7 protein-coding genes and 1 pseudogene are annotated in these 13,438 nt (G+C 46.5%); all 8 read right to left on the bottom strand.

Features of this window, described 5'->3' with window-relative positions:
* Positions 1-19 precede the first annotated feature (19 nt).
* The 8 genes and pseudogenes from FE296_RS06490 to adhE all read right to left on the bottom strand — a co-directional run bounded on the left by FE296_RS06490 (position 20) and on the right by adhE (position 13,349).
* Complete coding sequence (locus tag FE296_RS06490) at positions 20-1,651, bottom strand: response regulator transcription factor (protein ID WP_150364549.1); 1,632 nt, start codon at positions 1,649-1,651, stop codon at positions 20-22.
* The gene (locus tag FE296_RS06485; RefSeq protein ID WP_150364548.1) at positions 1,648-3,483 is read right to left on the bottom strand and encodes a cache domain-containing sensor histidine kinase; all 1,836 of its coding nucleotides are present in this window, start codon (positions 3,481-3,483) and stop codon (positions 1,648-1,650) included. Before FE296_RS06485 ends, FE296_RS06490 begins: the two co-directional genes overlap by 4 nt.
* Before the next feature lie 32 nt (positions 3,484-3,515).
* A complete protein-coding gene (locus tag FE296_RS06480; RefSeq protein ID WP_124116143.1) occupies positions 3,516-4,346 on the bottom strand; it encodes a carbohydrate ABC transporter permease in 831 nt (276 codons plus the stop codon).
* Positions 4,346-5,230, bottom strand: a complete 885-nt coding sequence (locus tag FE296_RS06475; RefSeq protein WP_124116142.1) for a carbohydrate ABC transporter permease — start codon at positions 5,228-5,230, stop codon at positions 4,346-4,348. The genes FE296_RS06480 and FE296_RS06475 overlap by 1 nt, the downstream gene beginning before the upstream one ends.
* Positions 5,231-5,281: 51 nt before the next feature.
* A pseudogene (locus FE296_RS06470) lies at positions 5,282-6,650 on the bottom strand (ABC transporter substrate-binding protein).
* Positions 6,651-6,842: 192 nt separating this feature from the next.
* Positions 6,843-7,595, bottom strand: coding sequence for a pyruvate formate-lyase-activating protein (pflA, locus tag FE296_RS06465; RefSeq protein WP_124116141.1), 753 nt, complete (start codon positions 7,593-7,595; stop codon positions 6,843-6,845).
* Positions 7,596-7,683: 88 nt separating this feature from the next.
* A complete protein-coding gene (pflB, locus tag FE296_RS06460) occupies positions 7,684-9,942 on the bottom strand; it encodes a formate C-acetyltransferase (RefSeq protein WP_124116140.1) in 2,259 nt (752 codons plus the stop codon).
* 794 nt (positions 9,943-10,736) lie between these two features.
* On the bottom strand, positions 10,737-13,349 hold the full coding sequence (gene adhE, locus FE296_RS06455; protein WP_124116139.1) for a bifunctional acetaldehyde-CoA/alcohol dehydrogenase: 2,613 nt from the start codon (positions 13,347-13,349) through the stop codon (positions 10,737-10,739).
* Positions 13,350-13,438 lie beyond the last annotated feature (89 nt).

Genomic DNA, 13,438 nt, shown 5'->3' with positions numbered 1-13,438 from the left:
CCTCCCGTTTCCCTTGCCACTACGAACCCAATCGTTTACTCTGCCTGTACTCGGAGGGTTTCATGTGGAAGTGTTTATGAAACACCTTGGAGAAGTAACGGCGCTCCTTGAACCCTGTGGCTTCCCCAATCGCTGTAATGCTCCATTCGGTTGTACTCAACAATAAAGCGGCACTTTCCATCCGTTTCTGCGTCATGTATTCTACAAAAGTAACACCCATTTGGTTTTTAAATAGCTGGCAGAAGTATCCCGGGCTGATTCCGAGCCAATCTGAGACTTCATCTATTCCCAAGTCCTGTTGCAGCCGTGCATCCATATACTCACATGCAGACAGGATCAGTTCCGATACAGAAGGACGTGGCTGCGTTTGTTTGCCCTGACAGACATGGGTAACAGCCTCCGCAAGTTCAAGGAGTTCCCTCATGGATACGGCTCCTTGCAGTGCATTCCAAAAATTCGCTTCGTGCTCTTCAGCGAGGGCCTGTACTTCACGCAGTTCCCGAAGCATGTGTACAAGCATAAACCGAAGATTGGTTTCATCTATCTTGCTGGAGGATTGTCCTGAATTCCCCATTTGCTGTTTAAGCCGATCCAATACATCACGTAACCCCTGCTTGTTGCCTTGACGAATCCACCGAGTAACAAGCTCCAGATCTTCTCTTGTAATCCATGAGTTAGCCCCTTTGGAGGCCGTATGATCATACGATAAGGCGGTTTCGGGACAACTCGCCTTCAGCACCTTGTCTTCACTCTCCGAATGGGACATCAGTATTTTTTGACAATACCGGTATCGCTCCAGAATTTGACTTTCCAGGTTCACGGGCACAGCATCCTGAACAACCCTGAACTTCACACTTGAATCCAAGGACAATATCATATTTAATTCGAGACACAGTTGATGGGCCAGTTCCTCTGAGCGACGTTTCCACTCCCCCGATGCCTCCAGCAGGATGCACCACTCACCCTTGCGGGTCGAAAGAATCTGGCAGTCCCCCTTAATTCTCTCTGCCACTTCCCTAAGTCTGGAACTTACGGTCTCATGCCATCCTAGATGCTGAAGCTCGGACCAGCCGATAGAATGGCGAAAATAACCGACCGCATCCACCAGCAGCAACGTATAAGGTGCAGCAGTTGTTATGAATTCAGGAACAGAGGCAGGATAGGCCACCTTCAATGGTGCTTCTCCTCGCAACAGGTCAATCAACTGTTTGTGTCTGATCCAGCTTTCCATCTCTTGGCTGCGATAACGTTGCGATTCGTTTTCCAGGCGTCTCTTCTGGATCTGCCCGGCAAGCTCACGCAGTTTATGTTCCAGATTCAAATAATCAATTGGCTTACATATGTATTCATGTACATTATACTTGATAGCGGTTCGAGCATATTCAAACTGCTGATAGCCGGTCAGCAAAATAATTTCACACGTTTCACCCTGCTCTCGCAGTAAACGAATAAGTTCCAATCCATCCATAGACGGCATCCGAATATCGCACAAGAGAATGTCTGGATGACTTTCTGTCACTTTATCCAGTGCTTCTAGGCCACTTCTCGCTGTACCCGTTACTTCAATGCCCATCTCTTTCCATGGTAAAATGTAATTCAGATTCTCCAGAATCGGCAGCTCATCGTCAACCAGCATTGCAGTCAGATTCATCCGGCTTCCTCCTGCTCATATAATGGAATGATGCATCGAATAACTGTGCCGTCCCCCGGTGCTGAACATATAAATATGCCATACCCGGCACCGTATTGAATACGAATTCGATCTGCCACACTTCGTAATCCCAATCCCCTGCGTTCAGTTATAGACGATAATGATTCCGCCCCTTCCGTGAGCATATCTTCCGGCGGATCTTCTGCCATATACTCAAATCGTGCGAGCATTTCCTGGGGAATACCGATCCCATTATCCTCAACACATAACACCAGATGACCCCGTTCTGCATATGCGCTTATCCGCAGTACACCTGGATAGGTGATCCCCTCAAACCCATGTTGAATACTGTTTTCCACCAGAGGCTGGAGGGTAAGCTTAAGCAGGATTGAGCTGTATAGATGGGGTGGAATGTCAATCTCATAGGTGAACAAATCACTGAACCTGTACTGTTGAATCTCCAGATAACTTTGCAAATGTCTTATTTCCTCACCCAGCGGAATCTCCTCCTGATCCTGAATGCTGATACGAAGCATATTGCCAAGTCTGGTCACCATCTCGCTTACTTTACGGCCCTCCCCACGCAGCGCTAATCCATTAATGGATTCCAATGTGTTAAACAGAAAATGAGGTTTGATCTGAGCCTGTAGTACACGCAGTTCCGCTTGGGCTTTCTGCTCTTGCTCTGCACGAACACGACGAAATAATCCCCCGATACGATCCAATAGTTCATTGAACCCTTGCGCAAGCAGCTGCATTTCATCGAATCCTTTTCCTTCCACCCTCGCATTAAAATCACCATCATCCACACGCCGCATAAACCGTACAAGTACAGCAATGTTACCCGTGATGCGATTCATGAAAAAAAGATTAAAGATCATTGCTGCGAGCAAGCATAATAGAATAATGATGACAGACCAACCTGCAAAGGCATTGGTTTCCGCAGATAAGGCTTCCCATGAAGTCACACTGACGAGACTCCAATTATAGTTCTTCAGATGATATTGCGAAATGATGCTCTCCTTGCCGTCAAAGACCGTTCTGACACTGCTAAAGCCGGGACCGTACCTGCCGGATTCAGCACCAAGGTTTTGCATGTTCTCACCGTTATAAATACCTGCAGGATCATAAACGATCAGTCCTTCTTCATTAATTAACAGGAACGACGTATCCTGTGCCGAATCGCTGATTTGCAGGTGACGGAAGATCCGGTCGATCTCTCCTTTTTTGATCTGAACAACAAGCACGCCGATATTTTGAAAATAACTGAGTTCTTTGACCAATCTGATTTGGGTGAAGACAGGCTCTACCCCGGTTAATTCGGGATATTCCAGAGGTGCGAGCCATTTAGGCACACCATTAAGTTGCTGAATTTCGTTGAATAAAGGATGCACTTTGAATTGCTGAAAAGGAAGGGCTTGAAAGTTCTCTTTGGTGAAAATGGAGACAATCTGGTTGTTCTCGGAAGAACGCAAATCATATAAAAAGGCATAACTGATGAATGGATAGTTATATAGAAGGGAACGAAAATTGCGCTGGCTGGCATTCAGGGATAACTGATTACCGGTCCCCAGATCCTGCTTGGTCGGATCTTTGGCGTTCAATGCCATTTGGAAAACCGATGTGGCTATCCCGTTGTCGGTCACATTGTTAATCTGCTGAAATACATTCTCGATATTGTAACTAATAGCCTGAAGCGCATATTCGGCCTGTTGATTGTATTTTTTCTCAATCGTATGTGATGTGACCAGAAACATGCCAATGCCCAGCGCACACATCGGTACAATGATCAGCAGCAGAAATGCCAAGGCCAGCTTCATTCGCAAGTTCATATCCCGTTCTCCCTATTCACTGGTTCATGGTATTAACCTTTGACACCACCTGCAGTGACTCCTTCTATAATTTTCTCCTGGAGTATGGCATAGATCACAAGTACAGGTACAACGCTGTAAACAATACCTGCCGACATCTGGGCATAGTTCATCTGATATTGATCCCGAAACTGGACCATGCCTACGGGCAGCGTGCGCAATTTATCGGTGGATAAGAAATAGTTGGCGAGTAAAAATTCGTTCCAGTTCCCGAGGAAATTAACGATAAAAACGGTAACAATAGCCGGAACGGTAAGAGGTATCACTATTTTAGCAAAGATACCCGGGGCCCTCAAGCCGTCCATGACCGCAGCTTCCTCAATTTCTCCAGGCAGAGAACGCATAAAAGCCGCCAGTATAATAATGGTAAAGGGGATCGCATTAGCCACATAGGGCACGATCAATGCCAGATGTGTATCCAATATACCCATTTTGCGAACAAGCAGATAGATCGGCAGCATGAGTGCATTATTTGGAATAAGCATGCCCGCCAGAATCAGGCTGTACAGAAACAGGCTCCATCTCCGGTGTCTCATCCGGGTTACGGCAAAAGCAAACATCGCACCGAGTGCAATTGTACACGCCGAAGACAGAATCGAGATGTATAGGCTGTTCCAGAAATACGTGCCAATCTTCGCATTCACCCAGGCCTCCACATAATTGTTAAACTCCCATGTTGTCGGCAGACCGAATGGATTCAAGGCAATTTCATTGTTATCCTGCTTGAAAGACGAGAAAATCACAAATAAAAAGGGAAACAAAATTGCGATTAAATACAACATTAACAACACATGAGGTATACTGCTTTTTATGTTTTTCGCCATCAATATTCCACCTTCTCGCTCTTTCTCGCCACCAGCAATTGATACACCGCAGTAAGCACAAGCGTCAGAGCAAAGATCAGTACCGCAATGGTATTGCCATAACCATATTTGAAATTGGTAATCGCATATTTGATCATGTATGTCGCCAGAACCTCGGTGGACCCAGCGGGCCCACCTTTGGTCATGACAATCACGATGTCAGCTGCTTTCATGGCTCCTGCAATGGACAACATGATCACCACTGATATGATCGGCCGGATCAGCGGCAACGTAATTCGCATTGCACGTTGTACCGCCGTTGCCCCATCGATTGCAGCCGCTTCATCCAAATCACGGGGAATCGCCAGAATGGCCGCCAGCACCATGACAATGTAAAATCCCGTCCACTGCCAGGCGTTGGTTACCAAAATGGACAACATGGCAAATCGGTTATCCGATAACCAGTAGATGGGCTCGATGCCCAGCACATGAAGTATTTTGTTTAACAGTCCAATATTGGGTTCATAGATGAACCCCCACAAGATACCGATAACGGCTGTCGACATGATGGATGGTAAGAAAACAGCTGTTTTATACAGACCTTTCAGCCTTTTCACATTGGCAATCAGTAGCGAAAACAGGACGATTAGAGGTACCTGAATCAGTACCGAAAATCCGATGAAAAAGCCGTTATTCCGTGTGGAAATCCAAAAACGTTCATCGGTTAGCGCCTTCACATAGTTGGATAAACCCACAAAACGTGGCTCAGCCGATACCCCATTCCAACTCGTCAGACTGTAATACAGGGAGCTGCCAATAGGATATAGGAAGAACATCACAAACAGGATTAGGGCTGGCATTACAAACAACGTATAGATTAACGGGCTGCGGAGTGAAGTATTCATGGTCAGCCTCCTTCAGTCACTTCAACGATCGCAGTTTCAGCTTGGATTGATTTATTCCACTGAAGCGTTTGCTTCTTCCTGTACCTTTTGCAGCTCTTCTGCCATTTTCTCAGGCGTGGTCTGCCCACCAATCAACTTCTGGATTTGCAGATTGCTGATCTCTGTCGTCACATCCGCCTGAACGAGTGCATCAAATGCCGGGAACGACGTCTTGGACGCATTAAGAACGGCCACAATTTCTTTCATCAGATCATCGGTAATGCTATCGGTTAACACTTTCTCATCCAGCTTCATGGCAGGCAACACACCATCTTCCACAAGGCCGCGAACCTGCATATCTTCATTGTAGAAATTTTTGATAAAAGCTTTCACTGCTTCCAGCTTCTGCGGGTCATCCGCCACGGCTGCCGAGAATCCGTATCCATTGTTCACATCACGCATCAAAGACGTCTGATCACCTGCTCCGTTCTCTACCGGAGGCATATTGAAGAATCCAACCTTGCCAATGAGCGATTCACCGCTCTGCCCTTCTTTGAATACAGATGATTTCCATGTTCCGTCATACATCAACACCGCTTCTCCACTGGTAAATTGCGTGGTATATTCGGCATACTCGAAGCCCAGTTCACCTTTTTTGAAATAACCCTTATCCACCCATTCCTTATGTTTGGCAAAACCTTGCACAACACCCGGGTCGGTCCACTTCGCTTCACCTGTTGCAAACTTTGCGGTAATCTCCGGCCCGGCATATCGGGACCACAGATGGTTGGTTAACATAAGCGGTACCCAGCCCGCCTTGGATGCGGAAGCAAGCGGCACTTTGCCATCAGCCTTGATCTCGGCCAATATATTGTCCAGTTCAGCCATGGTAGTTGGGGCTTTCCATCCTTTTTTGTTCGAAGTACTCTTTATTATAGAAAAAACCTTCGCCCGAACCGCCAATCGGCAGTCCATATACTTTGCCTTCATACGTAAACGGTTCAAGGGATGTAAACTGGTCCTGAATGCCCAGCTCTTGCAGGATTGGGGTCAGATCAAGCAGCATACCTTCCTTGGCATACACTTTGGAATCCGGGCTGCCGAACAGTTCAAATATATCCGGCGGGTTACCTGCTGCCATCTCTCCGCGAAGCTTTTCCTTACGATTTACATCGGATTCGACACCATCCAGCGTAAAGGTCAGATTGGGTATCTCACCCTCAACTTTGTCCACAACATCCTGCAGAATGGCCAGTCTTTTCTGTTTGTCGGCTCCCACCTGCGTGTGGCGGAGAAGCATTTCAACCGGTTCCTTACTTGTTTCCTCCACAGGTGTATTGCCTGCGCCTTGCTGTGGCTCGTTACTTGAGCTTGCACATCCCGCCAAAGTCCATGAAGTGATAAGCAATAATGAAAGCAGTAATGTCATTCCTTTTTTCATCTGGTTGACCCTCCTCAAGATATTGAGCATTTGGCTTTACACTCTGATTATAAAAAGCCGGAGCTTACATCGTAAGGATGACAATTCATCAATGGAGGGATAAAATCCTTCACTGGACAAAAAACAGCCCCTGCGAAGTGTATTCGCAAGGGCTGCTTGGCTCTTAGTTTCTACGTTATATATAAATGTTGATTACTTACCGGAACAAGCCGCGCCAGCCGTTTCCTGGCGACCTTGTTCGATCAGGCGATACGCCCGCTCCACTTCTTCTTCACTTGGCGAAGGAACACCATCCAGTGGATATACTTTGCCGAGCGCCTCCCATTTATAGATCCCCATCTGATGGTATGGAAGAATTTCGAATTTCTCGACGCCATTTAATGTTCCAATAAATCGTCCGAGGTTAAGCAGATCCTCTTCCTCGTTATGAATGCCAGGAACATACACGTGACGTATCCACATTTTCCGACCTTGCTCAGATAACCACTTGGCCGTTTTCAACGTTCTCTCGTTGGATTTACCTGTCAACTTGATATGTTTCTCATCATCAATATGTTTGAGGTCCAGCAGAACCAGGTCTGTATGATCCAACAGATCGTGAATCCGTTCCGGTTCGTTAAATCCGTTGCTGTCCAGTGTCGTATGCAATCCCCAGCGCCGCTTCACTTCCTTGAAGATTTCGGCTACAAAGTGGGCCTGTAACGTTGGTTCTCCGCCAGATATCGTGAGTCCGCCTCCCGAGCTGCGGTAGTAGGATAGATACGGCTCAATTTCAGCCAGTACCTCCTCAAGCGTCATTTCTTTTCCACCATCCAGCGCCCATGTATCAGGGTTGTGGCAATATTGACATTTAAGTAGACATCCTTGCATAAAAAGCACAAAGCGGATGCCTGGGCCGTCAACCGTCCCGAAAGTTTCGAGTGAATGAATATGTCCTTTAACCATGCTGCCTCTTCCTTTCTGTATCCGCATCCGCTGTGCGTTTAATATGTTTGGAATGCCTTGCTCTAGCAGTCCTCTACTTGCAAATTATTTACATCGAGCCATGGAACGTACGGTTGATGACATCCAACTGTTGTTCACGAGTCAGTTTAATGAAGTTAACGGCATATCCGGATACCCGTACAGTCAGTTGCGGATAGTTTTCCGGGTGATCCATCGCATCAATCAATTGCTGACGATCAAATACGTTAACGTTCAGGTGATGAGCGTTTTGACCGAAGTAACCATCCATCATCGCAGTCAGATTGGATTTACGTGTAGTCTCCTCTTTACCCAATGCTTTTGGCACGATGGAGAAGGTATTGGAAATACCATCAAGACTGTGTTCATAAGGCAATTTGGCTACAGAGCCAAGGGATGCCAGTGCACCTTTTTTATCACGACCATGCATTGGGTTCGCGCCTGGAGCAAATGGTTCACCTGCTTTACGACCATCCGGTGTGGTCCCTGTTTTCTTACCATATACCACGTTGGAAGTGATCGTTAGAACGGATTGTGTTGGAACTGCGTTACGGTAAGCTTTGTGCTTGCGAATCATGCCCATGAAGTTCTCGACCAGTTCAACAGCAATGCTGTCTACGCTGTCTTCATTGTTACCGTAACAAGGAAAGTCTCCTTCGATTTCAAAATCAACAGCGATGCCTTGTTCGTTACGAATTGGTTTTACTTTGGCATATTTGATTGCACTCAGTGAATCTGCTGTAACCGAGAGACCGGCTATACCACAAGCCATCGTACGTACAATGTCACGGTCATGTAATGCCATTTCGATACGCTCATAGCTGTATTTATCGTGCATGTAGTGAATGACGTTGAGGGTGTTCATATACAGTTTCGCCAGCCACTCCATCATTGGTTTGAAGCGTTTCATAACCTCATTGTAATCCAGCACTTCGCTAGTGATGGCAGGATACTCAGGTCCAACTTGTGCTCCGGATTTCTCGTCACGACCACCGTTGATCGCATACAGGAGAGCTTTTGCCAGGTTGGCACGAGCGCCGAAAAATTGCATTTGTTTCCCGATCTTCATCGCCGACACACAGCATGCAATACCGTAATCGTCACCGTAGATTGGACGCATCAGATCATCATTTTCATACTGGATTGAGCTGGTTTCGATGGATACTTTGCTGCAATAATCTTTGAAAGCTTCTGGAAGTTTCGTTGACCAGAGAACAGTCAAGTTCGGTTCTGGTGCAGGACCCAGGTTGTGCAGTGTATGCAGGAAACGGAAGCTGTTTTTGGTTACACGTGTTTCACCATTCACAGACATACCGCCGATGGACTCAGTCACCCATGTCGGATCTCCACTGAACAGTTCGTTGTAATCCGGTGTGCGCAAGAATTTGACAATCCGCAGTTTCATTACGAAATGGTCAACCAATTCCTGAGCCTGTTCTTCGGACAAAATACCTTCTTGCAGGTCACGTTCAATGTAGATATCCAGGAAAGAAGATACACGTCCCAGTGACATCGCAGCACCGTTTTGTTCTTTGATCGCAGCAAGATAACCGAAGTACAACCATTGGAATGCTTCTTTTGCTGTAGTCGCTGGCAAGGAAATATCGAACCCGTGCATTTCGCCCAATTGTTTCAATTCTTGCAATGCACGAATCTGTTCAGACAATTCTTCCCGCAGACGAATGACATCTTCATCAATAACATCAACTTCGAGTGCGTTCAATTCACCTTTTTTGTTACGAATCAGGAAGTCTACCCCGTACAAAGCTACACGACGATAGTCACCGATGATCCGGCCACGGCCGTAAGCATCTGGCAGACCTGTAATAATCCCTGCTTTACGCGCTGCACGCATATCGGAAGTATAAGCATCGAATACACCCTGGTTATGTGTTTTGCGAATGTTTGTAAATATATCAATGACGCCTTGAGGCAATTCGAAGCCATATGCTTCACATGCATCAATCATCATCCGGATTCCGCCTGTTGGTTGAATGGAACGTCTGAATGGAGCATCCGTCTGAACGCCGACAATCTGTTCTTTGGATTGATCCAGATAACCTGGTTGGTGAGAAACAATAGTCGCTGGTGTGTTCACATCAACATCAAGGACACCGCCGTTATCCCGTTCCTTTTTGGTCAGATCAGATACGATCTCCCACAATTCTTTGGTATTCTGGGTTGCACCTGCTAGGAATGCTTCATCACCGTAATACGGAGACAAGTTGTGTGCCAGAAAATCATTCACATCTACGGATTTGGTCCATGTTCCTTTGGTAAAGTTTCTCCAGCCTGTTTGTTGTTTGACATCTTTTTCAATCACCGACATCGTAATCCCTCCACTAATTTGGATTTCTGGACACATAACATCTTGCTTTATTCGTAGCATTGTGTGCCCAGAGCCGCGATTAATGTGAATTGTTTCACATAAACCGGAACATGTTCTCTCTACTTGGGAACCGGAACCGCGGAATGAATGTTTTTCTTACATTTTCAGTATACGACTTGAGGCTTTCACCATCTGTGATTTTTGTCACAAAGTCAGTGAACTAACTCACTCCACCTGTGCTGTGTCCCATTGAACCCTATTTAGTTTCACACTTAGCCACTCCGCGGGCAGAACAACTTCCGATCGCTGTTATCCCCGGATTTTTTCAATTTTATATTTCAAAGGGGAAAATCCGGGGATAAAGGCGAACGCTCCGCTTCTTCAGTTTTTTCTGCCCTCTCCGTTATTGTGTGAACATCTGGCTCAAACGGTCACATCACGGATTCCGTGTAACCTCTTTAGAACCCTTTTGCTCCTCTATGCTCGGAGCAAATCAAATCTTAAAATAAATCCTGAAAAACAGGTGCTTCGCTCTTCTGTTTTTCTGCCCTCTCCGTTATTGTGCGAACATCTGACTCAAACAGCCACGTCACGGATTCCATGCCACCTCTTTAGAACCCTTTTGCTCCTCTATGCTCGGAGCAAATCAAATCTTAAAATAAATCCTGAAAAACAGGTGCTTCGCTCTTCTGTTTTTCTGCCCTCTTCGTTATTGTGCGAAAGACGGCAATCGGGGCTCCCCTCTCGGGGAACCCTGATCTTCTTGCCGTAAGGCACGCTTCATTCTAGATTCTTTATTCAAACTTTCCGTAGAAAGCGTTGCGGTACACATCAGCCAGTTCAGTTACCAGCGGCAACTTTGGATTGGCGGTTGTACATTGGTCTTCGAAGGCACGGTCAGCCAGATAATCTACATGTGCTTCGAAGTCTTTGGCATCAAATCCGATTTCCTGGAACGATTCTTCAATGCCCAATGTTTTGTTCAGTTTGCGAATGGCATTGATGAGACTGGTTACGCCTTCTTCTGTCGTGCGAGCAGGCAATCCCAAGATGCGGGCAATTTCAGCATACCGCTCATCCGCTACAAAGTGCGAATATTTCGGGAACGATGCGAATTTAGTCGGTTTTTTTGCGTTGTAACGAATGACGTGTGGCATCAGGATTGCATTGGTGCGTCCGTGTGCGGTGTGATACTGACCGCCCCATTTGTGCGCCAAGCTGTGGTTAATACCCAGGAATGCGTTGGCAAACGCCATACCGGCAATCGTGGAAGCATTATGCATTTTCTCACGTGCCAGTTTATCTCCTTGCAGCGCAGATTGCTCCAGGTATTGGAATACCAGCTGGATTGCTTTGATCGCAAGTCCATCCGTGTAATCATTTGCCATAACAGATACATAAGCTTCAATCGCATGCGTCAGTACGTCCATACCTGTATCGGCAACGGCTGTTCTAGGCAGGGAGTATACGAACTCCGGATCGACAATCGCTACGTCTGGTGTCAGCTCATAGTCGGCCAATGGATATTTGGTGTTACCTTGATTTTTATCTGTGATAACCGCGAACGATGTCACTTCAGAACCTGTACCGGATGTGGTTGGAATCGCTACAAATTTCGCTTTTACGCCGAGACGTGGATATTTGTAGATCCGTTTGCGGATATCCATGAATTTTTGTTTCAGATCGTTGAAGTCCGTGTCCGGATATTCATAGAACAACCACATAGCTTTGGCAGCATCCATCGGTGATCCACCGCCGAGTGCGATAATGCAGTCTGGTTGGAAACGGCGCATCATTTCGGTTCCGCGGTCTACCGTTGTTGTGGATGGATCTGGCTCAACATCGGAGAACACTTCGATCGCTACTGGCATTTGGCGTTGACGCAGATAGTGTTCTACTTTTTCAACATATCCAAGTTTCACCATCATGGCATCCGTAATAATCGCCACACGTGTGATATCAGGCATTTTGGCAAGATACTGTGTTGCCCCTTTTTCGAAGTAGACTTTGTTCGGCACTTTGAACCATTGCATATTCACGGTACGGCGAGCCACCCTTTTCACATTGATTAAGTTCACAGCGGTTACGTTGGAAGAAGTCGAGTTACGTCCGTATGATCCGCATCCCAGTGTCAATGATGGCATGTTTGTGTTGTAGATATCCCCGATGGCACCGTGTGTGGATGGTGAGTTCACAATAATCCGTCCAGTTTGCAGACGATCTGCGAATTTGCCAATCACTTCTTCATTTGTGGAGTGGATAACCGAGGAGTGACCCATGCCGCCAAAAGCAACCACTTCTGCTGCACGCTCAATGCCCTCTGCTGCCGTTTTAACTTTGTAACAAGCCAGTACCGGGCTTAATTTCTCAGCCGACAATGGGAATTTCGTACCTACTCCTTCAATCTCGGCCACGAGAATTTTGGTGCCTGCTGGAACTTCAATTCCGCACAACTTCGCAATGCTCACCGCAGATTGACCAACAATCGCCGGGTTCACCGCACATTTCTCGGCATTAATCGCACCTGCTGTCAATTTTGCTGCTTCATCTTTGTTAACAAAGTAACAGCCGTTCGCAATCATTTTTTTCTTCACTTGATCGAAGATCGGTTCTTCAATGATGACCGCTTGCTCGGAAGCACAGATCATACCGTTGTCGAAGGACTTCGACAGGATCAAATCGGTCACTGCCTGATTGATATCCGCGCTTTTCTCGATAAAGCAAGGTACGTTACCCGGTCCTACGCCCAGTGCAGGTTTACCACAGCTGTACGCTGCACGTACCATGCCTGATCCGCCTGTTGCCAGAATGAGAGCCACATCATTGTGATTCATCAGTTCGTTTGTACGATCCATGGAAGGATCATCAATCCATTGAATACAATCTGCTGGTGCACCATGTTTCACAGCCGCTTCCAGCAGGATTTTAGCAGCTTCCCGGCTACAATTCTGTGCAGATGGGTGGAAACCAAAGATGATCGGGTTACGCGTCTTGATGGAAATCAATGCTTTAAACATCGTCGTTGATGTTGGGTTCGTGACCGGTGTAATCCCCATAATAATGCCGACCGGCTCCGCAATTTTCTGGAAGCTCTCATATTCATTATCTTCAATCACACCTACGGTTTTGTCATACTTGATGCTGTGGTACACATATTCTGTTGCAAATATATTTTTGGTGATTTTATCCTCATACACTCCGCGGCCTGTTTCTTCTACGGCCATCTTGGCGAGCATCATGTGTTTATCCAGACCCGCAAGCGCCATCGCTTGCACAATCCGGTCAATCTGCATCTGATCCATCTTCATGAATGCGGCGTGTGCTTTATTCGCTTTGTCGATTAACGTTTGAATATACTGACCTGCTGTCGGTTCTTTTGCTGGGGCGACTTCGTTCTTTACAGCCATCTCCCTCATCCTCCTAAAGGTTCGTATTAGTTTGTCTCTCTCGTTTACATTCACATCGTAACATGACAATAAACTTAATTATGTGATTT

It is taken from the genome of Paenibacillus sp. UASWS1643 (assembly GCF_008693195.1).
Taxonomy (GTDB): Bacteria; Bacillota; Bacilli; order Paenibacillales; family Paenibacillaceae; genus Paenibacillus; species Paenibacillus amylolyticus_B.
Note: the sequence above shows the minus strand (reverse complement) of the source record. Positions and strands in the feature narration are given on the sequence as shown.

Excerpts from the sequence above, each read along its gene's own strand:
- FE296_RS06490 (WP_150364549.1), bottom strand. The coding sequence starts at position 1,651 with ATGAATCTGACTGCAATGCTGGTTGACGATGAGCTGCCGATTCTGGAG.
- FE296_RS06485 (WP_150364548.1), bottom strand. The coding sequence starts at position 3,483 with ATGAACTTGCGAATGAAGCTGGCCTTGGCATTTCTGCTGCTGATCATT.
- FE296_RS06480 (WP_124116143.1), bottom strand. The coding sequence starts at position 4,346 with ATGGCGAAAAACATAAAAAGCAGTATACCTCATGTGTTGTTAATGTTG.
- FE296_RS06475 (WP_124116142.1), bottom strand. The coding sequence starts at position 5,230 with ATGAATACTTCACTCCGCAGCCCGTTAATCTATACGTTGTTTGTAATG.
- pflA (WP_124116141.1), bottom strand. The coding sequence starts at position 7,595 with ATGGTTAAAGGACATATTCATTCACTCGAAACTTTCGGGACGGTTGAC.
- pflB (WP_124116140.1), bottom strand. The coding sequence starts at position 9,942 with ATGTCGGTGATTGAAAAAGATGTCAAACAACAAACAGGCTGGAGAAAC.
- adhE (WP_124116139.1), bottom strand. The coding sequence starts at position 13,349 with ATGGCTGTAAAGAACGAAGTCGCCCCAGCAAAAGAACCGACAGCAGGT.